At 59.7% G+C, this 24,665-nt stretch carries 25 protein-coding genes; 9 read left to right on the top strand and 16 right to left on the bottom strand.

The features are described from left to right. Positions 1 to 27 precede the first annotated feature (27 nt). From NL116_RS05970 to ffh, 11 genes are all read right to left on the bottom strand, one after another. The gene (locus tag NL116_RS05970) at positions 28 to 315 is read right to left on the bottom strand and encodes a DUF3509 domain-containing protein (protein ID WP_494376400.1); all 288 of its coding nucleotides are present in this window, start codon (positions 313 to 315) and stop codon (positions 28 to 30) included. Positions 316 to 478: 163 nt separating this feature from the next. Continuing rightward, positions 479 to 1,831, bottom strand: a complete 1,353-nt coding sequence (locus NL116_RS05965) for a transporter substrate-binding domain-containing protein (protein WP_494376399.1) — start codon at positions 1,829 to 1,831, stop codon at positions 479 to 481. A gap of 121 nt (positions 1,832 to 1,952) precedes the next feature. Further along, positions 1,953 to 3,362: a threonine synthase gene (thrC, locus tag NL116_RS05960; protein WP_494376398.1), complete on the bottom strand. Its 1,410-nt coding sequence runs from the start codon at positions 3,360 to 3,362 to the stop codon at positions 1,953 to 1,955. 104 nt (positions 3,363 to 3,466) lie between these two features. Further along, positions 3,467 to 4,771, bottom strand: coding sequence for a homoserine dehydrogenase (locus NL116_RS05955; RefSeq protein ID WP_494376397.1), 1,305 nt, complete (start codon positions 4,769 to 4,771; stop codon positions 3,467 to 3,469). 133 nt (positions 4,772 to 4,904) lie between these two features. After that, positions 4,905 to 5,636, bottom strand: a complete 732-nt coding sequence (dsbC, locus tag NL116_RS05950; RefSeq protein WP_494376396.1) for a bifunctional protein-disulfide isomerase/oxidoreductase DsbC — start codon at positions 5,634 to 5,636, stop codon at positions 4,905 to 4,907. Between the two features lie 290 nt (positions 5,637 to 5,926). Further along, positions 5,927 to 6,823 (bottom strand): site-specific tyrosine recombinase XerD, encoded by an 897-nt coding sequence (xerD, locus tag NL116_RS05945; RefSeq protein ID WP_494376395.1) that lies wholly within the window; start codon positions 6,821 to 6,823, stop codon positions 5,927 to 5,929. A 99-nt stretch (positions 6,824 to 6,922) separates the two neighbouring features. Further along, complete coding sequence (rplS, locus tag NL116_RS05940) at positions 6,923 to 7,273, bottom strand: 50S ribosomal protein L19 (protein ID WP_003175895.1); 351 nt, start codon at positions 7,271 to 7,273, stop codon at positions 6,923 to 6,925. Between the two features lie 45 nt (positions 7,274 to 7,318). Continuing rightward, positions 7,319 to 8,092 carry a tRNA (guanosine(37)-N1)-methyltransferase TrmD gene (gene trmD, locus NL116_RS05935; RefSeq protein WP_154503229.1) on the bottom strand — a complete coding sequence of 258 codons (774 nt, stop codon included), beginning with the start codon at positions 8,090 to 8,092 and terminating at the stop codon, positions 7,319 to 7,321. Then, complete coding sequence (gene rimM / locus NL116_RS05930; RefSeq protein ID WP_008014731.1) at positions 8,074 to 8,610, bottom strand: ribosome maturation factor RimM; 537 nt, start codon at positions 8,608 to 8,610, stop codon at positions 8,074 to 8,076. The genes trmD and rimM overlap by 19 nt, the downstream gene beginning before the upstream one ends. Positions 8,611 to 8,615: 5 nt before the next feature. Further along, the gene (rpsP, locus tag NL116_RS05925) at positions 8,616 to 8,867 is read right to left on the bottom strand and encodes a 30S ribosomal protein S16 (protein WP_045059142.1); all 252 of its coding nucleotides are present in this window, start codon (positions 8,865 to 8,867) and stop codon (positions 8,616 to 8,618) included. 249 nt (positions 8,868 to 9,116) lie between these two features. Further along, on the bottom strand, positions 9,117 to 10,493 hold the full coding sequence (gene ffh / locus NL116_RS05920; RefSeq protein ID WP_027924907.1) for a signal recognition particle protein: 1,377 nt from the start codon (positions 10,491 to 10,493) through the stop codon (positions 9,117 to 9,119). Between the two features lie 195 nt (positions 10,494 to 10,688). On the opposite strand from ffh, the gene NL116_RS05915 reads away from it, so the two are divergent. The 3 genes from NL116_RS05915 (at position 10,689) to NL116_RS05905 (ending at position 14,228) form a co-directional block, all read left to right on the top strand. Next, positions 10,689 to 11,501, top strand: a complete 813-nt coding sequence (locus NL116_RS05915) for a cytochrome C assembly family protein (protein ID WP_027924906.1) — start codon at positions 10,689 to 10,691, stop codon at positions 11,499 to 11,501. Positions 11,502 to 11,513: 12 nt separating this feature from the next. Continuing rightward, entirely contained in the window at positions 11,514 to 12,770 is a 1,257-nt protein-coding gene (locus NL116_RS05910; protein WP_494376394.1) for a transporter associated domain-containing protein, read from the top strand. Between the two features lie 141 nt (positions 12,771 to 12,911). After that, the gene (locus NL116_RS05905) at positions 12,912 to 14,228 is read left to right on the top strand and encodes an MFS transporter (RefSeq protein WP_494376393.1); all 1,317 of its coding nucleotides are present in this window, start codon (positions 12,912 to 12,914) and stop codon (positions 14,226 to 14,228) included. 115 nt (positions 14,229 to 14,343) lie between these two features. On the opposite strand, the gene purT is transcribed toward NL116_RS05905, so the two are convergent. From purT to NL116_RS05880, 5 genes are all read right to left on the bottom strand, one after another. Continuing rightward, positions 14,344 to 15,525: a formate-dependent phosphoribosylglycinamide formyltransferase gene (gene purT / locus NL116_RS05900; protein WP_494376392.1), complete on the bottom strand. Its 1,182-nt coding sequence runs from the start codon at positions 15,523 to 15,525 to the stop codon at positions 14,344 to 14,346. Positions 15,526 to 15,680: 155 nt separating this feature from the next. Next, positions 15,681 to 16,148 (bottom strand): preQ0 transporter, encoded by a 468-nt coding sequence (locus tag NL116_RS05895; protein WP_494376391.1) that lies wholly within the window; start codon positions 16,146 to 16,148, stop codon positions 15,681 to 15,683. A 107-nt stretch (positions 16,149 to 16,255) separates the two neighbouring features. Continuing rightward, positions 16,256 to 16,471 carry a DUF1289 domain-containing protein gene (locus tag NL116_RS05890; protein ID WP_494376390.1) on the bottom strand — a complete coding sequence of 72 codons (216 nt, stop codon included), beginning with the start codon at positions 16,469 to 16,471 and terminating at the stop codon, positions 16,256 to 16,258. Further along, positions 16,468 to 16,992 (bottom strand): gamma carbonic anhydrase family protein, encoded by a 525-nt coding sequence (locus NL116_RS05885; RefSeq protein ID WP_034154816.1) that lies wholly within the window; start codon positions 16,990 to 16,992, stop codon positions 16,468 to 16,470. The genes NL116_RS05890 and NL116_RS05885 overlap by 4 nt, the downstream gene beginning before the upstream one ends. Before the next feature lie 53 nt (positions 16,993 to 17,045). Continuing rightward, positions 17,046 to 17,645 carry a CoA pyrophosphatase gene (locus NL116_RS05880; protein WP_494376389.1) on the bottom strand — a complete coding sequence of 200 codons (600 nt, stop codon included), beginning with the start codon at positions 17,643 to 17,645 and terminating at the stop codon, positions 17,046 to 17,048. Positions 17,646 to 17,791: 146 nt separating this feature from the next. On the opposite strand from NL116_RS05880, the gene NL116_RS05875 reads away from it, so the two are divergent. From NL116_RS05875 to ptsP, 6 genes are all read left to right on the top strand, one after another. Continuing rightward, positions 17,792 to 18,343, top strand: a complete 552-nt coding sequence (locus NL116_RS05875) for an NUDIX hydrolase (RefSeq protein ID WP_494376388.1) — start codon at positions 17,792 to 17,794, stop codon at positions 18,341 to 18,343. A 46-nt stretch (positions 18,344 to 18,389) separates the two neighbouring features. Then, complete coding sequence (locus NL116_RS05870) at positions 18,390 to 18,893, top strand: L,D-transpeptidase family protein (protein ID WP_494376387.1); 504 nt, start codon at positions 18,390 to 18,392, stop codon at positions 18,891 to 18,893. Between the two features lie 311 nt (positions 18,894 to 19,204). After that, positions 19,205 to 19,936, top strand: a complete 732-nt coding sequence (locus NL116_RS05865) for a GntR family transcriptional regulator (RefSeq protein ID WP_494376386.1) — start codon at positions 19,205 to 19,207, stop codon at positions 19,934 to 19,936. A 17-nt stretch (positions 19,937 to 19,953) separates the two neighbouring features. After that, the gene (nagA, locus tag NL116_RS05860) at positions 19,954 to 21,060 is read left to right on the top strand and encodes an N-acetylglucosamine-6-phosphate deacetylase (protein WP_494376385.1); all 1,107 of its coding nucleotides are present in this window, start codon (positions 19,954 to 19,956) and stop codon (positions 21,058 to 21,060) included. Then, positions 21,053 to 22,063, top strand: a complete 1,011-nt coding sequence (locus tag NL116_RS05855) for an SIS domain-containing protein (RefSeq protein ID WP_494378008.1) — start codon at positions 21,053 to 21,055, stop codon at positions 22,061 to 22,063. Before nagA ends, NL116_RS05855 begins: the two co-directional genes overlap by 8 nt. 45 nt (positions 22,064 to 22,108) lie before the next feature. Continuing rightward, the gene (ptsP, locus tag NL116_RS05850) at positions 22,109 to 24,625 is read left to right on the top strand and encodes a phosphoenolpyruvate--protein phosphotransferase (protein ID WP_494376384.1); all 2,517 of its coding nucleotides are present in this window, start codon (positions 22,109 to 22,111) and stop codon (positions 24,623 to 24,625) included. Positions 24,626 to 24,665 lie beyond the last annotated feature (40 nt).

Raw genomic sequence — 24,665 nt, 5'->3', positions numbered from 1 at the left:
CGCAGGAAGGTTCCCAGAAATATCACGTCAGTTTCTGCGAGCCAGCATTTTCTCCTGGGCTGCATTGCGCAATGCCGCGATGACACAGGGCTCCAGCCGTCCTTCGGCAATGAGCACATCGCGGTGCAATCCATCGACGACATCGGTCAGCAGACGCTTGTCGGTCAACTGAACCTGATTGAAGGCGCGCTCCACCACTATCGCGCCGGTTGCATTCTTCAGCGTCACCAGGCATTCGCCATGGGCACCCGACGGGGTCAGCGTGACCTGATACGGGCTCAGCGCCTCACCGAGTAATAGACTGATACTTTCCATCTCGATCACCACTCAATAGTCCGAAAACAAAGTGCCTGGGGCCTGCTCACAGTAAATGACCACTGGCCTGAGAAGAAAGTTCTGGATTTCCAGGTGCAGGCGCGTCGGCGCCTTTGGTCGATAGAGCATGCACGGCAAAGATGACAGGGAAAAAACAGCCGCATCACTCGCCCCGCCGCCGGTCTCTGTCCGTCCAGCCTCCCAGTAGACCGAGCAATTGGCCGTCACCGCTGTAGAACGGCACGGTCCACTGATAGATGTTACTGACACCGTTCTTGAACTCCAATTGACGCTCAATGAACCGAGGCTGGCGTGTACTCAATTGGTTGATGAACTCTGCGTGCAGGCGCTCTGCCGTCGCTTTGGGCAAGAGATCGAGTTCGGTCAACTGTCGCCCCTGAATCTGATCAAAACGGGTCGCCAGAATTTCTTCATAACTTTTATTGCACATGATCAAACGCCCTTGCAGATCACGTACAAACACCGGATCGGGCATGGCGTCCATCAAGGCATGCTGGAAGGCGAGTTGATCGTTGAGGTTGTTCTCGTCGTTCAGGTGTTGCTGGTTCAAGCCGGCGAGGCGTCGATTCCAGAGCAATGAAAGCAGGCCGAAAAGACCGACGACGATCACCCCCCAACAACCCCAATCGCTAAGCCGCTGCCAGGGGGAGGGAGTCTTCATTGATCCGATTCCGCTGAGCCATTTCAAGCGAATCGCCCGCAACTCGGCAGGTGGAAAGGCCTCAAGTGCCTTGTTGAGGATGCTGAGCAACGGCGACTGACCTTTGCGTACCGCCAGATGATCGGCCTCCCATTTTCCCTCCACGGCACGCCCGACCTTGAGTCGCCCCAGCGGATAAAGTTGCGCCCCGATTTCATTTTCGATGGTGGCAAAGGCTTCACCACTTTCAACCAGTGCCCTGGCTTCGGCATAGGTTTTGACGGAGCGCAGTTCGATCGCCGGATACTCGTGGCGAATGGTACTTTCGAGTGCATGCCGGGTCGGCAACACCAGGACTTTTTTCGACAACTGCTCAAGGGACTGCACCAGAGGCTCGTCTGCCCGCCCGACGAACACCCAGCCTGCCCCCCCGAAGGCATGACTGAAATCCAGAAACCCTTTGCGCTCGTCATTCACCGCCAGCGTCGTGCTCATGTCCGCCGCACCGCTTTCCAGTCGCTCAAGCATCTGATCGGTGGAAAACGACTCTTCGTGAACAAACTGCAAGCCCGTCATGGCGCCGATGCGGTTGAGCAGATCGTTGTTCAAGCCGTTCCATTGACCGTGCCCATTCTTGAACAGATACAACGGGTATTGAACTGACGCAACGATGACTTGCGGATGCTCGGCTATCCACTTCAACTCCTCTGCGTCGAGTTGGATCGTCACGTCGACAACCGCCTCCTTCGCATCGGAACTCACCCATTGCGCCGCCGGTGCCGCTTGGGTAAAGCCCATGACACTGACTAAAAACAACCAGCACAGGACTGGTTCGAGCCGTATGAAAAACTGCATTACCACTTCCTTCGCAATCAACTCGCCCGTCCTTCATGGGGCGAAAACGCAACAAGTGTGGCACGCAGAAATGAGAAAGCCCGTCAGGAGACGGGCTTCAAAATGTGACAGCTTTTACGCGTTACAGCGGCTTGCCACGGTTGCCATGCTGACTGACAAAGGCCTGCACGGCTTTAAGGTCGTTTGGCAACACCGTGCAACGCTCATTTCTCTCAAACAAATCAGAAAGATGTGCAGGGAGTTCAAGCGCTTTTCCTACACCGGCTTTCTGCACTGCATCCGGGAATTTGACCGGATGAGCCGTACCGAGGATCACCATTGGAATGTCCAGACTGCGACGGCACTCGCGCGCAGCCTTCACGCCGATGGCCGTGTGCGGGTCCAGCAGCTCACCGGTCTGCTCGTACACTTCAGCGATGGTTTCGCAGGTTTGTGCGTCGTCCACAGCCAAGGAATCGAACAGCTTGCGAGCTTCGGTCCAGCGTTCCTGTTCGACGCTGAAACCGCCACCTTGTTTGAAGCTGTCCATCAGTCCGGCAATCGCCGCGCCGTTGCGACCGTGCAGGTCGAACAGCAGGCGTTCGAAGTTCGACGACACCATAATGTCCATCGACGGCGACAACGTGGCGTGCAGGGTTTCCTTGACGTACTGATTGCCGCTCATGAAGCGGTGCAGGATGTCGTTGCGGTTGGTGGCGACGATCAACTGGTTGATCGGCAGGCCCATGTTGCGCGCCAGGTAACCGGCGAAGATGTCGCCGAAGTTGCCGGTCGGCACCGAGAACGATACCGAGCGCGCCGGGCCACCCAATTGCAGCGATGCGTGGAAGTAGTAGACGATCTGGGCCATGATCCGCGCCCAGTTGATCGAGTTCACCGCGACCAGGCGCGTGCCTTTGAGGAAGCTCTGGTCGGCGAAGCTCGCCTTGACCATTTCCTGGCAGTCATCGAAGTTGCCTTCGATGGCGATGTTGTGGATGTTTTCGCCGAAAATGGTGGTCATCTGGCGACGTTGCACATCGGACACACGGTTGTGCGGGTGCAGAATGAAGATGTCGACGTTTTCGCAGTGCTTGCAGCCTTCGATGGCAGCCGAACCGGTGTCGCCGGACGTAGCACCGACAATCACCACGCGCTCACCGCGCTTTTCCAGCACGTAGTCGAGCAGGCGACCGAGCAGTTGCAGGGCGAAGTCTTTAAACGCCAGGGTCGGGCCGTGGAACAGTTCCAGCACCCATTCATTGCCGTTCAGCTGACGCAACGGTGCCACGGCGTTGTGAGAAAACACACCGTAGGTTTCTTCAAGGATTTTTTTGAAATCGGCGTCAGGAATGCTGCCGGTGACGAACGGGCGCATCACCCGGAAAGCCAGTTCGTGGTACGGCAGACCGGCCCACGAAGCGATTTCTTCCTGGGTGAAACGTGGCAGGTTTTCCGGGACGTACAGACCGCCATCGGTGGCGAGACCGGCCAGCAGGACGTCTTCGAAATTCAGGGCCGGTGCCTGGCCGCGGGTACTGATATAACGCATAGGGGCAAACCTTCGGTTTGAGCTTCAAGTTTCAAGCTACAAGCTGCAAGTAAAAGCCAGACCGCTTTTGACTTGCCGCTTGAGGCTTGGACCTTGCCGCTGTGTTAATTCAAATGTTCGACACGGATCCGTACAACCGGACCGACAACGCCGGTCAACGCTTCAAGGGCGGCAATCGCGTCGTTCATGTGCTGTTCCAGCACACGGTGCGTCAGCAGGATCATTGGCACCAGACCGTCATGCTCTTCGACTTCTTTCTGCATGATCGATTCGATGTTGATGCCGCGCTCCGACAGAATGCTCGCCACCTGGGCCAATACGCCCGGATGGTCCTTGGCCTGAATGCGCAGGTAGTAGGCGCTTTCGCAGGCTTCGATCGGCAGGATCGGGTGCGCCGACAGCGAATCCGGCTGAAAGGCCAGATGCGGTACACGATTTTCCGGGTCGGATGTCATGGCGCGAACCACGTCCACCAGGTCGGCGATCACCGACGAAGCGGTTGGCTCCATGCCAGCGCCAGCGCCGTAGAACAGTGTCGAACCGGCCGCATCGCCGTTGACCATCACCGCGTTCATCACGCCGTTGACGTTGGCGATCAAACGATCAGCCGGAATCAGCGTCGGGTGTACGCGCAACTCGATACCGGCAGCCGTGCTGCGAGCCACGCCGAGGTGCTTGATGCGGTAGCCCAGCGCTTCGGCGTAGTTCACGTCCGCGGTGGTCAGCCTGGTGATGCCTTCGGTGTAGGCCTTGTCGAACTGCAGCGGGATACCGAACGCGATGGACGCCAGGATCGTCAGCTTGTGGGCTGCGTCGATGCCTTCAACGTCGAAGGTCGGATCGGCTTCGGCGTAACCCAGGGCTTGCGCCTCGGCCAGCACGTCTTCAAAGGTGCGACCTTTCTCACGCATTTCGGTGAGGATGAAGTTGCCGGTGCCGTTGATGATGCCGGCCACCCAGTTGATACGGTTGGCGGACAGGCCTTCACGGATCGCCTTGATCACCGGAATGCCGCCGGCCACAGCCGCTTCAAACGCCACGATCACGCCTTTCTCGCGAGCCTTGGCGAAAATTTCATTACCGTGAACAGCAATCAGTGCCTTGTTCGCGGTGACCACATGCTTGCCATTCTCGATGGCCTTGAGTACCAGCTCGCGGGCAACGGTGTAGCCGCCCATCAGCTCTATAACGATGTCGATCTCAGGGTTCGTGGCCACTTCGAAGACATCGTTGGTAATCGCAATACCGGTCGTCTGGAACTGAGGCTTTGGCGTGCGCATGGCAATTTGTGCCACTTCGATTCCACGCCCGGCACGACGAGCAATTTCCTCGGCGTTGCGCTGAAGTACGTTGAAGGTACCGCCACCGACGGTTCCTAACCCACAGATGCCTACTTTGACCGGTTTCACTGTGAACTCCCCATAAAACGGCCGACTCAAGGTCGGCCGTGAAAACAACCGCGTGCTCGCGGTTCTCTATTAATGGCCCGGCGATGACGCTGCCCGACCACGATCGTCAATGGCTGACCGTGACGATGCGAATTTACTTCGCGCCCAGCGCCAGTTTGGCGACTTGTGGCGCAGGCTGGTAGCCCGGAATGACCTGACCGTCTGCCAAAACGATGGCCGGTGTGCCGTTCACGCCGATCGACTGACCCAGGGCGAACTGTTTGGAAACCGGGTTATCGCACTTGGCGGCCTTGATTTCCTTGCCGTCGACCATCTTATCCATGGCTGCCTTTTTGTCTTTCGAGCACCAGACCGCTTGCAGCTGCTCGTCGCCCGGCGAGCCCAGGCCCTGGCGCGGGAACGCGACGTAGCGCACTTCAATGCCGCGCTTGTTCAGCTCAGGCACTTCGGCGTGCAATTTGTGGCAGTACGGGCAGGTGGTATCGGTAAATACAGTGATGTGCGACTTGGTTTCGCCGATGGCCGGGTAAACCACGGTTTCCGCGACAGGAATGTCATTGACCAGTTTGGAAATGCCCAGGCGCTCGGTTTTCTCGGTCAGGTTGACCGGCTTGCCGTCCTTGAGCTGGAACAGGTAGCCCTGAACGACGTACTGGCCGTCGGCGCTGGCGTACAGCACGCGGCTGCCCTTGAGTTTGACTTCGTACATCCCGGGCAACGGGCTGGCGGTGATGGTTTCGACGGGCACGTCGAGCTGGAGGTTTTCCAGGCTTTTACGAATGGCTTTGTCGGCCGCATCATCGGCGACGGCAAAGGTGCTGACCATCGCAATGGCGGCGGCGGCGAAAATCTGGGTCAGACGCATGAGAACTCCTGAAGGCGGACAAATGGGACGATCAGAACACCCGTGCCGAAACACCGGGTCACAACGGCCCATCGTGCAAACCGGCAAAGCCTACCACAGAAGGTCGTTGTGGCGAGGGGGCTTGTCGGAACGCCGCACCGCCCCGTTCGGTTGCGAAGCAGCCCCATCCTGGCGATTTCTACCTGGAAAATAGACCGCAAGACGACTGCTACGCAGCCGAACGGGGCGGTGCGGCGTTCCGACAAGCCCCCTCGCCACAGGTTGGTATTCCATTGAAAAACCGTATCAACTCAACCACGCGGGTGATGTTTGGCATGCAGATCCTGCAAGCGCGCCCGGGCGACGTGGGTGTAGATCTGGGTCGTCGACAAATCGCTGTGGCCGAGCAGCATTTGCACCACCCGCAGGTCGGCGCCGTGATTGAGCAAGTGCGTGGCGAACGCGTGGCGCAAGGTATGCGGTGACAGCGACTTGCCGATGCCTGCGACCTTGGCCTGGTGTTTGATGCGGTGCCAAAACGTCTGGCGGGTCATCTGCTCGCCGCGCTGGCTGGGGAACATGACATCGCTGGGACGCCCGCCAAGCAGCTCCTGGCGGCCATCGCGCAGGTAACGCTCGACCCAGACAATCGCCTCCTCGCCCATCGGCACCAGCCGTTCCTTGCTGCCCTTACCCATGACCCGGAGTACACCCTGGCGCAGATTGACCTGCTCCAGCGTCAGGCTGATCAGTTCGGTTACCCTCAAGCCACATGCGTAGAGCACTTCGAGCATCGCACGGTCACGCTGGCCGATGGCTTCGCTCAAATCCGGCGCCTTGAGCAAAGCTTCGACGTCGGCTTCCGACAGGGATTTAGGCAACGGCCTGCCGAGCTGTGGCATATCAACGCGCAGGGTCGGGTCTACGGCGATCAGTTTTTCCCGCAGCAGATAGCGATAAAAGCCACGCACACCCGAGAGAAATCTCGCCGTGGAACGGGGCTTGTAGTTCTGTTCCAGACGCCAGGCCAGGTGATCGAGAATCAACTCGCGACCGGCATTGACCAACTCCAGGCCCTTCTCCTGCAGCCAGCCGTTGAACAGAGCCAGGTCGCTGCGATAGGCATCACGGGTGTTGTCGGAAAGACCTTTTTCCAGCCACAGGGCGTCCAGGAACTGGTCTATCAAAGGATGATCGATGGCGGGCATAAAGGCTCAGGCAAGACCGACAGTACGGTCAGGGAAGATAAATCGCAGGCAACAAAAAAGCAGCCCGTAGGCTGCTTTTTTCTGCATCGGAAGCTGGACTTAAGCCAGTTTTTCCTTGATGCGAGCTGCTTTACCGGACAGGTCACGCAGGTAGTACAGCTTGGCTTTACGTACGTCACCGCGACGTTTAACGGCCATGCTGTCGATTTGCGGGCTGTAGGTCTGGAAAGTACGCTCTACGCCAACGCCGTTGGAGATTTTACGAACGGTGAAAGCACTGTTTACGCCGCGGTTACGCTTGGCGATAACAACACCTTCGAACGCTTGCAGACGCGAACGGTCGCCTTCCTTCACTTTCACCTGAACGACAATGGTGTCGCCCGGGGCAAAGGTAGGGATCTCTTTGGTCATCTGCTCTGCTTCGAGTGCAAGGATGATTTTGTTAGTCATGCTGTGCTCCTAAGGTAAATCGTCGGATCTACCATCGATACGTTGTTAACTATCGTCCCGCTCGCGGATGTATTCCTCGAGCAGCTTCTTCTCTTCTCCAGAAAGCGAGCGGCTTTCCAGAAGATCGGCGCGTCGTTCAAAGGTCCTACCAAGGGACTGCTGTAAACGCCAACGCCGGATATGCGCGTGATTGCCACTTAGCAACACGTCGGGAACACGCTGATCCGCATACACCTCCGGTCGGGTGTAATGCGGGCAATCCAGCAAACCATCCGTAAAGGAATCTTCCTCGGCGGAGTCCGCATGCCCTAAAGCTCCAGGCAGCAGTCGTGTAACCGCATCGATCAGGACCATCGCCGGCAGCTCGCCGCCAGACAGTACATAGTCGCCAATCGACCACTCTTCATCGACATGAGCTTCAATAAATCGCTCGTCAATGCCTTCATAGCGGCCGGCAATCAGGATCAATGCATCCAGATTCGCCAACTCGCGCACCGCCGACTGAGTCAGTTGACGGCCTTGGGGGGACAGGTAAATTACCTTCGCCGCCTCCCCGGCTGCTGCCTTGGCCTGAACCAGAGCATCTTCCAGGGGCTTGATCTTCATCACCATGCCCGGACCACCGCCAAATGGGCGATCATCCACAGTGTGATGTCGATCCGTCGTGTAGTCTCGCGGGTTCCAACAGGTGAGCTGCAAGAGCCCCTGTTTCACCGCCCGACTGGTGATGCCGTACTCGCTGATGGCGGAGAACATCTCGGGAAACAAACTGATCACTTCTACGCGCAAGTTAGCCACGCTTAGAAGTCCGCATCCCATTCCACCTTCATCTCGCCTGCGGCAAGGTCGACTGCCAACACGCATTGCTCCGTATAGGGCAACAGGCGTTCGCGATCATCCAGGCTGCCAGCGCAAGGCTTGACCACCATTACATCATTGGCGCCGGTTTCCAGAAGATGATCGATTTTCCCGAGCAATTGCCCAAGTTGATCAATAACCTTCAGACCTTCCAGCTGGTACCAGTAGTACTCGCCGTCGGTCAATTCAGGGAACAGGTTGCGCGGCACACAGATCTCGTAACCGGCCAGAAGACGAGCTTCTTCACGGTCATCAAGACCCTTGAGCTTCGCGACCAGGAACTTGTCGTTCCCACGTCCGCTGACCAGCTCGACCTGTTTCACATTGCCCTCGCGCTTGAGCGTCCAGGTTTTGTACTGCAACAGGTTTTCTGTCGGATCAGTAAAGGAATACACCTTCACTTCGCCGCGAACGCCATGAACCGAATAAATTTTGCCGATAACGATCAAATCATCAGCAACAGCTGGCGTCGCGTTCATATTGCTCAGGCCGCAGCCTTAGCCGAGTCCTTCAACAACTGAGCAACACGCTCAGAAGGTTGTGCACCAACGCTCAGCCAGTAGGCTACGCGCTCTTGGTTCACGGACAGACGGACTTCCTGACCACGAGCAACAGGGTTGAAGAAACCAACCTGTTCCTTGTGCGAACCGTCGCGCGGGTTGCGGCTGTCGGTTACGGTCAAGTGGTAAAACGGGCGCTTTTTGGAGCCGCCAAGGGCAAGACGGATTGTTAGCATGTGAACATCGTTCCTGTAGTCGGTGCTGCAAATCTAAAGGCACAGCGGGCATAGGTGCCCGAAAGGCCGCATATTCTAAGGAATATCCGGACTTTTGCAAATGTCTTTTTCCGGCGGCCTATCGGACGCCATCCAGATTTGCTATAGAGCCGTCGTTGAAAACGGCCAGTCAGCTCCCGCCAAGTGCGGGTTTGCTGGAGATCCCACTTCCGTGTGGGGTGCGCAAGAGCAAGCCCTTGCGCGAATTCTTTACATCTTGGGCATGCCGCCGCCGGGCAACATACCGCCCATGCCGCGCATCATTTTGGCCATTCCGCCTTTCGCAGAGAACTTCTTCATCATCTTCTGCATCTGCTTGTGTTGCTTGATCAAGCGACCGATGTCCTGCACCTGAGTGCCGGAACCCATGGCAATCCGTCGCTTGCGCGAACCGCTGATCATCTCAGGGTCACGGCGCTCGGCCGGGGTCATGGAGTTGATGATGGCTTCCATCTGCTTGAATTGCTTCTCTGCCGCGCCCTGGGCATTGCCCATCTGCGCCAGGTTCACACCGCCGATGTTCGGCAGTTTGTCCATGAGGCCACCAAGGCCGCCCATGTTCTTCATTTGCTGCAACTGATCGCGGAAGTCTTCGAGGTCGAAGCCTTTGCCCTTCTTCAGTTTCTTGGCCAGTTTGTCGGCCTTGTCTTTGTCAAGGGTCGCTTCGGCCTGTTCGATCAGGCTGAGCACGTCGCCCATGCCGAGGATGCGCGAAGCGATACGCTCAGGGTGGAACGGATCGAGCGCGTCGCTCTTCTCGCCCATACCAATGAACTTGATCGGCTTGCCGGTGATGGCGCGAACCGACAGCGCGGCACCGCCACGGGCATCGCCGTCGACCTTGGTCAGGATCACGCCGGTCAGCGGCAGTGCATCACCAAACGCCTTGGCGGTGTTAGCAGCATCCTGGCCGGTCATGGCGTCAACCACGAACAGGGTTTCGACCGGATTGATCGCGGCGTGCAGCGCCTTGATCTCGCCCATCATCTCTTCGTCGATGTGCAGACGACCGGCGGTGTCGACGATGACCACGTCGATGAATTTCAGTTTTGCTTCTTTAATGGCTGCTTGCGCGATGTCGACCGGCTTCTGGCTCAGGTCGGACGGGAAGAAGGTCACACCGACTTCACCGGCAAGCATTTCCAGCTGTTTGATCGCCGCCGGACGGTAAACGTCCGCGGAAACGACCATGACCGACTTCTTCTTGCGCTCTTTAAGGAAGCGCGCCAGCTTGCCGGCGGTGGTGGTTTTACCCGCGCCCTGCAAGCCGGCCATCAGGATCACGGCCGGTGGAACGGCACTCAGATTCAAGTCTTCGTTGGCCGCGCCCATCAGGCTTTCGAGCTCGGCCTGGACGATTTTCACAAAGGCCTGGCCCGGCGTCAGGCTGCGTGACACCTCGGTGCCGACAGCGCGTTCCTTGACCGAATTGACGAAGTCTTTGACCACTGGCAAGGCGACGTCGGCTTCGAGCAACGCCATGCGCACTTCGCGCAGGGTGTCTTTGATGTTGTCCTCGGTCAGCTTGGCCTTGCCGGTGACATGGCGCAGCGTCTGCGAGAGACGGTCGGTTAAGTTTTCAAACATTGCGCGATCCTTTCAGGCCCTGTGTAGACCGGGATAATGGCGGCCCAGACCGGAATAAACATGTGCTCGGCGAGCCTGCGGCGTGGGCAGGTCGCGGATTATAGCGAAGACTGCGTCTGGCGGACACCTCACACTTTCGTGCGATGGGGGTTCTATGCCAAACTCAGCGCCTTTCGGGCTTGCCTAACAGGATTTATGCTCCCCTTGTCACCCAGTTTGCTTACCACCCTCGCCGCCGCCTGCTTATATGCCGCTGCGACTCTTTATCAGGGCTCTCGTCTGGCCACCGGCGCCAAGGCGAACAAGCGCCTGCTGGTCACGCTCGGCGTGCTGGCCGTACTGGCCCACAGCGCGAGCCTGTTTACCCACCTTCTCACGCCGATTGGCCTGGGGCTGGACTTTTTCAGCGCCGCCAGCCTGATCGCCGCGGCGGTCATCGCATTGACCCTGCTGGCCTGCTCGCGAATCCCGGTGGAAAACCTGCTCATATTGCTGTTTCCGTTGGGGGCCGCGACCGTGCTGCTGGCGCAGTTCGCGCCGGCCGGAACGGTGCAGGTCATCGACGAAGAACCGGGCATCCTCGCCCACATCCTCTTGTCGATTCTCGCTTACGGCATGTTCACCATCGCCGTGTTCCAGGCGTTGCTGCTGCTGGTTCAAGACCACCAGCTCAAGCACAAGCATCCCTCAGGGCTGATCAAGAACTTCCCGCCGCTGCAAACCATGGAAAGCCTGTTGTTCGGTTTCCTGTGGGCCGGCTGGACCCTGCTATCGTTGTCATTGATCTCCGGCTGGCTGTTTGTGGACAACCTGTTCGCCCAGCACCTGGTGCATAAAACCTTGCTGGCGTGCCTGGCCTGGATTGTCTTCAGCGTGCTGCTATGGGGTCGCAACCGTCTCGGCTGGCGTGGACACAAGGCGATTCGCTGGACCCTCGCCGGTTTCTGCCTGCTGATGCTGGCGTATTTCGGCAGCAAGCTGGTTCGTGAATACATCCTGCATATCTGACGAGCGGCATTAATGGACGACTTGCCCATAGGGCCGATGCTCGCGGTATTGGTCCTGCTGATTTTATGGTCGGGGCTGTTTACCGCCATTGAAGTGGCACAACAGCATTTGCTGGCCCAGCGCACCGCCTCGCGTTCGAGCGACAAACCGGTGGCGAAGCTGAGCTTTCCGCTCAACAGCCTGATCTTCTGCAATACCTTGTGCCGCGCGCTGGTCATGGTGATCAGCACCTTGCTGGCGATTTTCACCTGGTCGGCCAATGGTCCGTGGGCGGCCTGCATCGGCGCTGGCGCGGCGCTATTGATATTCGCCGACTACCTGCCGCGCACTTTCGCCACTCGTTACCCTGACGCCGTGCTGAACCTGGGCAATACCTTGCTCGGTGTTCCTCTGAAAATCATCTACCCGGCCGCCTGGCTGCTCAACGCCATCAGCCAGTTGTTGATGCGACCGTTCGCCCGCAACGTCAAAGTGGTGCAGCAGAGCGAAGACGAAATGCCGGCAGATCGGCACGACGATCACGATCACAGTGTCTGCCGCCCGCACCCGCTGTCCGGCATCCACGCACTGGACAACATTACGGTCAACGACATTCTGGTGCCGCGCAGTGACGTCGACGGTATCAACCTCGACGACCCGATCGAAGAAATCATCGAGCAATTGCGCCATAACAAACGCACGCGCCTGCCGGTCTTCCACAGCGACATCAACCAGGTCGAAGCGGTGCTCAATACCCGGCATATCCGTCATTTGCTGCCCGATGCCAGCCTGACCATGGACGCGCTGATGGCGGCCAGCCATGACCCTTATTTCGTTCCGGAAAGCACGCCACTGCAGCTGCAATTGCTGAATTTCCACAAGCAGCAGCGGCGTTTGGGCATGGTGGTCGATGAGTACGGCGAGGTACTCGGCATCGTCACCCTGGAAGACATTCTGGAAGAAATCGTCGGCGAGTTCGAAAGCCAGCACAGCCTGGACAATCCGCACATCCATCCCCAGGCCGACGGGCGCCTGGTGATCGAAGGCGCAGCGTCGATTCGCGAACTGAACAAGAGCCTGGGCTGGCATTTGCCCAGCGATGGCCCGAAAACCCTTAACGGGTTGGTGACCGAAGCGCTGGAAACCATTCCGGACAGCGCGGTCTGCCTGAAGATCGGACGCTACCGACTGGAGATTCTGGAAACCGAGGATAACCGCGTCACGCGAGTGCTGATCTGGCATACCAGCTCGGTGCCAGCTGCCATCCAAGACCCCTTGTTGAATCGTTAGGCACCTTCCTATAATCGGAGCGCTTACCCAAGCCCCGCCCCACCCCCGTGCTACCCGCACTCCGCATCAAAACCCACATCCCTGGGTGTTCGACCATAATAATTCGCTCCACTGGGGCACATGACTGTCAGGGATAACCGCATGACGACCAGCACCACTTATCCAGAAACCACACCTGCACAACCCACGAACTCCGCCACCCGCGTGGCCACCGCGAGTTTCATCGGCACCGCCATCGAGTTTTACGACTTCTACGTCTATGCCACTGCGGCTGCACTGGTGATCGGGCCGGTGTTCTTTCCGCAGACCTCCGGCACCGCCCAGATGCTGTCGGCGTTCCTCACCTTCGGCATCGCCTTTCTTGCCCGACCGCTGGGTTCAGCGTTGTTCGGCCATTTCGGTGACCGCATCGGGCGAAAATCGACCCTCGTGGCCTCGCTGCTGCTGATGGGCGTCTGCACTACGTTGATTGGCGTGCTGCCGGGTTACGAGAGCATTGGCGCCTGGGCGCCGATCCTGCTGTGCGTGCTGCGCTTTGGCCAGGGCCTGGGTCTGGGCGGTGAATGGGGCGGTGCGGCGTTGCTGGCGACGGAGAACGCGCCCAAGGGCAAACGCGCCTGGTTCGGCATGTTCCCGCAGCTTGGCCCGTCGATTGGTTTTCTGGCAGCCAACGGGCTGTTCTTGACCCTGGCCATGACCCTGAATGACGAACAATTCCGTTCGTGGGGCTGGCGGATTCCGTTCCTGCTCAGCGCCGTCCTGGTGATGGTCGGGTTGTACGTGCGCCTCAAGCTCCACGAAACCCCGGTATTCGCCAATGCCATGGCCCGCCAGGAACGGGTGAAAATCCCGCTGGTCGAGCTGTTCAGCCAGTATTGGGCGCCAATGCTGCTGGGCGCCGGGTCGATGGTGGTGTGCTATGCGCTGTTCTACATCTCGACCGTATTTTCACTGAGTTACGGCGTATCGACCCTCGGCTACACCCGTGAAACCTTCCTCGCCTTACTGTGCTTCGCGGTGCTGTTCATGGCCGCTGCAACCCCTCTGTCGGCCTGGGCCAGCGACCGTTACGGGCGCAAACCGGTGCTGATCATCGGTGGCGTGTTGGCGATTCTGTCCGGGTTCTTGATGGAACCGCTGCTGACCCAAGGTTCGACTTGGGGCGTAGCATTGTTCCTGTGCATCGAACTGTTTCTGATGGGTGTGACGTTTGCGCCAATGGGTGCGTTGTTGCCGGAGTTGTTCCCGACTCACGTTCGCTATACCGGCGCCTCGGCTGCCTACAACCTGGGCGGGATCGTCGGGGCCTCGGCCGCGCCGTTCTTTGCGCAGAAACTGGTGGCGATGGGCGGACTGAGTTACGTCGGAGGGTATGTGTCGGGGGCGGCGGTGCTGAGCTTGATTGCGGTGCTGTGCCTGAAGGAAACGCGGCATAACGATTTGAATCGGGTTGCCTGATAGACCGCCATCGCGAGCAAGCTCGCTCCCACATGGAAATCGGCGCGTACACATAATCTGTGGCCAACCAAAAACCCTGTGGGAGCGAGCTTGCTCGCGATAGTCGCGCCTCGGTTTACAGCTCTACTACAACAGCCTGAGCAGCACGGGTCGCTTTAGCACGAGCAGCGTCAATCGACTCATCCCGCGCCAACGCCACGCCCATCCGGCGCTGACCATTCACTTCTGGTTTGCCGAACAGACGCAACGCCGTGTCCGGCTCGCTCAATGCCGCCCCCAGGTTGGCGAAAGCCGTCTGGGTCGACTGCCCTTCCACCAGAATCACCGCTGAAGCCGAAGGGCCGAACTGACGGATCAACGGGATCGGCAGGCCCAGAATCGCCCGCGCGTGCAGCGCGAATTGCGACAGGTCCTGAGAAATCAGGGTCACCAGGCCGGTGTCATGCGGACGCGGCGACACTTCGCTGAACCACACCTGATCCCCTTTGATGAACAACTCGACGCCAAACAGACCACGACCACCCAAGGCTTCGGTCACGGCTTTGGCCACGCGCTCGGACTCAGCCAAGGCAACCGGGCTCATGGCTTGAGGCTGCCAGGATTCCTGATAGTCGCCCTTCTCCTGACGGTGACCGACCGGCGCGCAGAACGTGGTGCCACCGACGTGACGCACGGTCAGCAGGGTGATTTCGTAGTCGAAATCGATGAAGCCTTCGACGATCACGCGACCCTTGCCGGCGCGACCGCCTTCTTGCGCGTAGTCCCACGCGGTTTTGACGTCATCGACGCTGCGCAACAGGCTCTGGCCCTTGCCCGAGGAGCTCATCACTGGCTTGACCACGCACGGGAAACCGAGGTCTTCAACGGCTTTGCTGTAGTCCTCGAAGGTATCGGCGAAGTGGTACGGCGACGTCGGCAGGTCCAGCTCTTCAGCGGCCAGGCGACGGATGCCTTCGCGGTTCATGGTCAGTTGGGCAGCGCGCGCGGTCGGGATCACGGTGAAGCCTTCGGCTTCCAGTTCGACCAGGGTGGCGGTGGCAATGGCTTCGATTTCCGGCACGATGAAGTGCGGCTTCTCGGCTTCGATCACGGCACGCAGGGCGGCGCCATCGAGCATGTTGATCACGTGGCTGCGATGCGCGACTTGCATGGCCGGCGCGCTGGCGTAGCGATCCACGGCAATCACCTCAACGCCCAGGCGTTGCAGCTCGATCACCACTTCCTTGCCCAACTCGCCACAGCCACACAGCAATACGCGGGTCGCGGTTGGCGACAATGGAGTTCCGATACGGGTCATCTCAGGTCCTCAAGAAGCGGATCATCGAGGGATGCGGCGAGAGTTGCCTGTGTGGCCAGTCTGTTAGTCAAACTAACGAACTGGCCGTACAGGCTACATGCGCGCTTCCCATGGGGAGAAAGCGCGGCATTTTACATGAACCAGAGGGTTTGGCTTCAGCTAGCGACGGCCTGTTTGCGCAAGCGCCAGGCCATGATCAGCCACACGGCGGTCACGCCGGCGAACTTCGAGCCCATGGCGGTGAGGATCACGCCCGGAGTGAAGGCATCGATCATGCCGAAGAAGATGAAGGTATCGAGGGGAATGCTCAGCGCCGAACTTATCCACAGGCGATCGTGCAACGGGCGCTTGGTGATGCTGAACACTAGCCAGTCGATGCACTCGGACACCGCGAACGCCGTAGCGCTGGCCAATGCAATGGACGGATCGGAAGTGACGTAGGACAACACCAGCGCGACCAGCATCGCAGCGATGGCACCGTGGCCGAAGCGGGTTTGCACCATGTCGCGGAGCACGAACACCAGCCCGCCCCAGGCCGACCAGATGATGTCGAGGTGCGGGGCGGTGGAAAAGGCGTAGTTGATTAGCACGACGCTGCTGATGTAGGCGATCAGGAAAAGCATGGGGCGTGGGGATACTTGTCAATTTGGCGCACAGATTACTCGATCCAGCGCGCGCCGATAACTGTGGCGACGGAGCTTGCTCCCTCGCCACAAAAGCCCCGCGCAATTCACAAGTCGGGTTTTGAAGGCAGCATCCAGATCAACCCGCTGGATTTGGCCCGCTCATGACACAACCCCAACACCGCGCGGCGCTCGTCGTTGGTCATCCGGCTCCAGCGGGTGATCTCTTCAACCGTGCGCTGACACCCGGTACAAATGTCATCGTCATCCAGTGCGCAAATGTTCACGCAGGGCGATAACACCGGACGTTCTGGGGCGCTCATTCTTCCTGCTCGACCAGATCGCGGGCGTAGCGTTGCGAGTTATGCACATAGTGGGCGGCGCTGGCTTCGAGCATCTTTTTCTGCGGCTCGGTCAATTCCCGCACCACTTTGCCCGGCGACCCCATGACCAGCGAACCGTCCGGGATTTCCTTGCCTTCGCCGATCAGCGAGTTGGCGCCGATGATGCAGTTCTTGCCAATCTTTGCCCCGTTCAGGATCACCGCATTAATACCGATCAAGCTGTAATCGCCCACGGTGCAGCCATGCAGCATGGCGTTATGGCCGATGGTCACGCCGGTGCCGATGGTCAGCGGGAAGCCCATGTCTGTGTGCATCACCGTGCCGTCCTGGACGTTACTGTTCTTGCCGATCAGGATCAGTTCGTTGTCGCCGCGCAGCACGGCGTTGAACCAGACGTTCGCGCCCTCTTCCAGTTTGACCTTGCCCACCAACACGGCATTGGGTGCGACCCAGCTCTGCGGATGGGTTTCGACACGGGCGTCGCCCAGGCGATATTTCATCTTGTTTTCCTCAAGGCCAGGCAGGCTCGGTTCACGCCATACGAACGATGGCTTCAGGTGTTGATAAAACTCTTGGGCGGTTGATGCAGGCTGATTTTGGCGTCATAGAGCAGGTTGATCAACTCGACGATCATGATCGCCGTCAGGCCCCAGATCTTGTATTCGCCGTAACGATAACTTGGCACGTACCAACTACGACCCTGGTAATCGATGCGGTGGGTGTGTTCGCGCGGGTCTTTGCGGAAGAATTCGAGCGGCACGCTGAAGACCGCAGCGATCTCGGCATCATTGGCCAGGTACTCGACGAAGTCCGGGATTACCCCGACATAAGGTGTGACCTTGATGCCGTGCAGGGAGATAAGCGGGCTGAGCGGGCCGATGACTTCAACCAGCCCCGGCGGCAAGCCGATTTCTTCTTCAGCTTCACGTAGCGCGGTGAAAATCAGGTCGGGGTCTTCGGGGTCTCGGCGGCCGCCGGGAAAGGCGACTTCGCCACCATGGGTCGAGAGCCCACTGGCGCGCAGGGTCAGCACCAGTTCCGGTTCATCACTGCGAGTGATGGGTACCAGAACTGCGGCTTCGGGGAAACGTTTATCGGTTTCCAGCGTTGTCGGCGTGTGGTTGCTTACCCGATGAAGTAGCTCGTCCAGCATGAGTGCTCTCGATCTGTGCCTTACCCTGCATCATGCACCAATCGAACCGACCGCCCAACCCCATAAACACTGCATGTCGCTAAACGACAACTTGCCGACAGACACCGCCGCACGCCAAGATAGGCGCAGCATTCAGGAACCCAAGCATGAAATTTTGCAGTCAGTGCGGCAACCCCGTGTCCCAGCGCATCCCCGAAGGCGATTCACGTCTGCGTTTCGTCTGTGACAGCTGCGATACGATTCATTACCAGAACCCCAATATCGTCGCCGGGTGTGTCGCGACCTGGGGTTCGAAGGTGTTGTTGTGTCGACGCGCCATCGAGCCACGGCGTGGTTACTGGACCCTGCCGGCCGGTTTCATGGAAAACGGTGAAACCATCGAGCAGGCGGCGATTCGCGAGACGGCGGAAGAAGCCTGTGCCCGGGTACGCAACCTGAGCATCTATACGCTGATCGATGTGCCGCACATCAGCCAGGTGCATGTGTTCTTTCGCGCGGAGCTGGCGGACCTGGACTTTTCAGCCGGCCCCGAGAGCCTGGAAGTGCAGCTTTTCGAAGAAGCCGACATCCCTTGGTCCGAGCTGGCTTTCCGCACTGTGGGCCGTACCTTAGAATGCTTCTTCGCTGACCGGCGGACCGAGGCCTACCCTGTGCGGTCCGAGTCGATCCCGCCGCTTGCTCAGCTTGCCATCACTTAAAATATCTATAACTAAAATAGCCGACACCTCTAGGGATATCGTTTCAATGCGCTGGTTGCTTGCCGTGTTTTGCTTGTCGTTCGTCGCACTGTCGCAGGCTTCCGTCGTGGAAACCGTGGACGGCAAAGTCATCGAAAAAGTCCTGGTTCTCAAGTCCGCCCATCAATTGCAATTGATCAATGACGGCAAGCCGCTCAAGACTTATCGCATTTCCCTGGGCAAACACCCCAAGGGGCCGAAGCTGATGGAGGGCGATAAACGCACGCCTGAAGGTTTCTATTGGGTGGACTGGCGCAAAGTCAGCGACCGCTTCAACCTGGCGATGCACATCTCCTACCCGAACATCAGCGACTCCGCCCGTTCGCGGCGTGAAGGTGTCGATCCCGGTGGCATGATCATGATCCACGGCACCCCGGACACGGAAGATACCCCTGAAGACCTGTTCCATACCCTGGACTGGACCGATGGCTGCATTGCCATGCGCAACATGGACATGCGCGAAGTCTGGAACCTGGTGCCGGACGGCACGATGATCGAAATCCGCCCGTAATCCCCGCCCCTCGCCACAAACGGCGACCTTCGGTCGCCAGCAAAAAAAAAATTTCAAAAGATCGCAACTCTGACAGCGCCGGCCGGGGTGATACCAATTCCCCGCGCAAGCGTCACCACAGACTGCGATCTTTGCGTTCACAAACCCCCTCGTTAATACCACTTCAATCCACCCGCCCGTATGTCCGGTTAACCAGGCTGGCTTTTCCGCGCCCACTGTAAAGCACTGGCATTGACATGGTATTTAAGTGGTATTAATTTCCAGTCCATTCACGGGCGACAACACTCCAATATCCGCCCCGGACTCCTGACATGAACGATCTCCAGGCCCTGCGCCCCGACGACACCCAACCCACGCCGTTGTACCTGCAACTGGCACGCAATCTGGAAGCCGCCATCCATGCCGGCCAGTGGAAAGCCGAACAGGCCATGCCGTCGGAGCGCAGCCTCAGCGAGATGCTCGGCATTTCTCGCGTCACCGCACGCAAGGCGCTGGAGGTACTGTTCGAGCAAGGCCTGATCCGCCGCAACCAGGGTTCCGGCACGTTCATCACCCCTCGTTTGGAACAACCTCTGTCGCGGCTCTCGGGTTTCAGCGAAATGCTCCGGCTCAAGGGTTTCGTTCCGGGGTCGCAATGGCTGGAACGGGAAATCACCCCGCCAACCCATGAAGAACTGATTCGCCTGGGCCTCTCGCCCAACGACAAAGTCGCGCGGCTCAAACGCCTGCGCAAAGCCGACGACACGGTGATGGCAATCGAGATGAGCACCCTGCCCGCCTCGATCATTCCCAAGCCGCAAGCCGTGGGCGATTCCCTCTACGAATACCTCGACGGCATCGGCAAACCGGTCGTGCGCGCCCTTCAACACATCCAGGCCATCAACGCTTCGGACGAATTTGCCGCCCTGGTCGGCATCGCCCCCGGCACCGCCATGTTGCTGATGACCCGGGTCGGTTATCTGGAAGACAACACACCCATCGAAGTCACCGACACCTATTGCCGCAACGACTACTACGACTTTGTTGCAGAGCTTCGCCGCTAAGCGTCAGGAAAACGATCATGACCGAAGACAACATCCTCACCGCCCACGGCTGGGTTCGCGGCCGGCTGATTCACGAACGCGGCAAAGTCGTGTCGATCAAAGGCGTGCCCTGCGATCCGGCGGACAATGACCTGCCTTATCTGCTGCCGGGCTTCATCGACCTGCACGTTCATGGCGGCGGAGGCAGAGACATCATGGAAGGCGCCACCGCCTTCGAAACCATCACCCGAACCCACGTGCGCTTCGGTACGACGTCGCTGCTGGCGACCACCATGACCGCGCCGAGCGAAGAGATTTCCAGCGTACTCAAAGCCGTCGGCGAATTTTGCGAGACCCGTCCCAAAGGCAGCGCCCGGGTACTCGGCGTGCACCTCGAAGGCCCATACATCAACCCCGGCAAACTGGGCGCACAGCCGAACTTCGCCCACACCGCGCTGATGGCCGAAGTCGAGGAATACCTGGCACTGGCGCCGATCCGCGTGATCACCATCGCCCCGGAAATCGCTGGCCATGACACCTTGATCCGCACGCTCAGCACTCGTGGCGTGCGCATGCAGATCGGCCATACCCTCGGCAGCTACGAAGAAGGCGTCGCGGCGCTGGCGGCCGGTGCGAGCAGTTTCACTCATCTCTATAACGCCATGAGCCCGCTGCATCACCGCGAGCCGGGCATCGTCGGCGCGGCACTGGCTCACGCCAAATACGCCGAGCTGATTCCGGACCTGCTGCACGTACACCCCGGCGCCATCCGCGTGGCCCTGCGCTCGATTCCGTGCCTGTATTGCGTGACCGACTCCACCGCCGCCGCCGGTATGCCCGACGGTGAATACAAACTTGGCAGCCACACCGTGACCAAATGCCTGGGCGGCGTGCGCTTGCCCGACGGCACCCTCGCCGGTAGCACCCTGACCATGGATCAGGCATTGCGCAATCTGGTGAAGATTGGTTTGCCGATTGCCGAAGCCTCGCAACGTTTATCGCAATTCCCCGCCGATTACCTCGGCCTTGAAGAACGCGGCCGCCTCACACCGGGCAGCTGGGCCGACTGCGTGCGGCTGGACCGCTCACTCACACTGACCGCCGTCATGGTCGAAGGAGAAGACATTGACTTCAAAAATGCTTGAAGAGGCACTGTCCTCGTTCGAGGCTGTGCAGGCCCAAGTGCAACAGCTCGACCCGCAGATGATCGAGATCGCCGGACGCCTGCGCCGTCAGCCGCCGCAAGTGGCGATGACCGTCGCCCGTGGCAGCTCCGACCACGCCGCCAGTTACTTCGCCTACCTGACCATGCAGCTGCTCGGCATTCCGGTGGCGTCGTTGCCGATGTCGGTGGTGACCATGCAGCAAGCGCCATTGAAGGTCAGCGGCCAGGTGGCGTTTGCCTTCTCGCAGTCCGGGCAAAGTCCGGATCTGGTGAACAGCCTGCGCCTGCTGCGCAAACGAGGTGCTCTGAGCATTTGCATGGTCAATGCCGAGGGTTCGCCACTGGAGGCGGCGTGTGAATTCAGCCTGCCGTTGTTGGCCGGCACCGAAAGCAGTGTCGCCGCGACCAAGAGTTTTATTGCCACCCTCAGCGCCAGCGCTCGTCTGATCGCGCACTGGAAAGAAGACCTGGAATTGATCGAAGCCGGCAACGCCCTGCCGGAAGGTCTGCGTGAAGCCGCGCAACAGGATTGGAGCGTGGCCATCGACGCCCTGCGCGATTGCCAACGCCTGATGGTGATCGGTCGCGGCGCCGGGTTTGCCATCGCCCAGGAAGCGGCGCTGAAATTCAAGGAGACCTCGGCAATCCAGGCGGAAGCGTTCAGCAGCGCTGAAGTCCGCCACGGCCCGATGGCGTTGATCGACGAAAATTATCCACTGCTGATCTTCGCCACACGCGGTGCCGAGCAGGCCGGTTTGTTGAGCCTCGCGGCCGACATGCGCCAACGCGGCGCCCGCGTGTTACTGGCCGCACCGGATGACATTGCCGAACGCGACCTCACCCTGACTCGGGCCGAACACCCGGCCCTTGATCCGATTCTGGCGATCCAGAGTTTCTACGTGATGGCGGCCGGTTTGGCAGTCGCCCGAGGCATGGACCCGGATCAGCCGCGTCATTTGAGCAAAGTCACGCGCACCCATTAAGTCAAGTTGATCCGAACCGTCGTTTTTTATTCATGAGACCGAGCCATGCATAACAACAATAAAGAGCTGACCCTCAGCGCCCCGCTCAGCGGCCCGGTGCTCACGCTCGCCAAGGTCCCGGACCCGGTGTTCGCCAGCGGCGCCATGGGCGACGGGATCGCCATCGACCCACTGAACGACACCCTTCACGCCCCTTGTGCTGGCGTCGTCGTGCACGTCGCCCGAACCGGGCATGCGATCACCTTGCGCGCCGACAACGGCGCAGAACTGCTGCTGCACCTGGGCCTGGACACGGTCGAGTTGCAGGGCGAAGGCTTCTCGATGCTGGTCAAGGAGGGCGCACGGGTCAGCAATGGCCAGCCGCTGTTGCGCTATGACCTGGACAAGGTTGCGCAGCAGTGCAAAAGCCTGGTCAGCCTGATGATCCTGACCAATAGCGGGGATTTTCAAGCGCGGCCGATCACCCTCAAATCGGTGAAGGTCGGCGAACCGTTGCTGCACATTATTCGCCGGCAGGCGACCGGCGCGCAGGTCGAAACCGACGCCTCGGGCAGCGAAGTTATCGGGCACGTCCACGTCGCCTTTCGCGGCGGTTTACATGCGCGCCCTGCGGCGTTGATTCGTCAGACCGCGCAAGGTTTCAAATGCAAATCGCAGCTGCATTTCGGCGGTAAGTCGGCGACCTGTGACAGCCTGATCGGGCTGATGGGCCTGGCGGTCGGCGAGCAGGATGAAGTGCAAGTCAGTTGCCAGGGGGCGGACGCCGAAGCGGCGTTGCAAGCTTTGTTGACCGCGCTATCCACCGCCATGGCCGAAGACAGCCACGCCGCCGCGCCAACGCCGATTGCCCAACGCAATCGCCCCGCCGAGGCCGGCGTGTTGCACGGTGTTTGTGCCGCGCCGGGTCTGGTCGGCGGGCCACTGTTTCGATTGAACACCATCAGCCTGCCGGTTGATGCCGGCCGTCATGATCCCGAGCAACAACGGCATGCGCTCGATACTGCGCTGCCCCTCGTGCGCAGCGAAATCGAGCACACGCTGGCGCAAGCCAAAAAGCACAAGAACACCGACGAAGAAGCGATTTTTGCTACGCACCTGGCGCTGCTGGAGGATCCGGCACTGCTGGACGCGGCGAATACCTCCATCGCCCAAGGCACCGCCGCGACCCACGCCTGGAGCCAGTCAATCGACGCCCAGTGCGAAGTCCTGCAACAACTTGGCAGCTCGTTGTTGGCCGAGCGTGCCAATGATCTGCGTGACCTCAAACAACGTGTGCTACGTGCCTTGCTCGCCGAAGCCTGGCATTACGACGTGCCGGCGGGCGCCATTGTCGCGGCGCACGAACTGACCCCGTCCGACCTGTTGCAACTCAGCCAGCAAGGCGTTGCCGGGTTGTGCATGGCCGAGGGCGGCGCGACCTCCCACGTGGCGATTCTTGCGCGTGGCAAAGGCTTGCCTTGCATGGTCGCACTGGGTTCAGCGCTGCTGAATCTGGAGCAAGGTCAATCGGTGATTCTGGACGCTGACGGTGGTCGTCTCGAACTGACACCGAGCGCTGAACGCCTGGCTGTCGTGCATCAGGCGCAACTCAATCAACAGCAGCGCCGCGCACTTCAACAGTCACAAGCGCACACCCGCGCACTGACGCTCGACGGACTGCACATCGAGGTGGCCGCCAATGTCGCCTCTAGCGCAGAAGCCGCTGACGCGCTGGCCAATGGCGCCGATGGCGTCGGCCTGCTGCGCACCGAGTTTCTGTTCGTGGACCGCAACACCGCGCCGGATGAACAGGAACAGCGACACGCCTACCAGACTGTGCTCGATGCCATGGGCGACAGATCAGTGATCATCCGCACCATCGACGTGGGCGGCGACAAGCAACTCGACTACTTGCCCCTGCCGGCCGAGGCCAATCCGGTGCTGGGATTGCGCGGCATTCGCCTGGCTCAAGTGCGCCCGGAGTTGCTCGATCAGCAACTGCGCGCACTGCTGCATGTTCGCCCGATATCACGCTGTCGGATCCTGTTGCCGATGGTCACCGAGGTCGACGAACTGCTGCACATACGCAAACGCCTCGAGGCGTTGTGTTCTGAACTCGGCGTGAGTGAACGCCCGGAGTTGGGCGTGATGATCGAAGTCCCGGCCGCCGCATTAATGGCCGAGCACTTGGCCGAACACGCAGATTTTCTGTCCATCGGCACCAACGACTTGTCGCAATACACCCTGGCCATGGATCGCGACCACGCGGGCCTCGCTTCACGCGTCGACGCCATGCACCCGGCATTGCTGCGATTGATCGCCCAAACCTGCGCAGGCGCGGCGGTGCATAACCGTTGGGTCGGCGTTTGCGGTGCACTCGCCTCCGACCCGCTGGCGACGCCTGTGTTGATCGGCCTGGGGGTCAGCGAGTTGTCGGTGAGCCCGGTGCAGATCGGCGAAATCAAAGACCGCGTGCGTCACCTCGAGGCCGCCGAATGTCGACGCATCAGCCACGACCTGCTCAAGCTGAGCAGCGCTGCGGCGGTGCGTCACGCCTGTCACCAGCAATGGCCTCTGAGCTGAACAAAAACTAAAACTCTCAAATAAAAAGAGCACAGGGAAA

The sequence above is a fragment of the Pseudomonas sp. FBCC-B1667 genome (assembly GCF_059133255.1).
The sequence above is the reverse complement of the archived record's forward strand: the minus strand, read 5'-3'. Positions and strand labels throughout refer to the sequence as shown.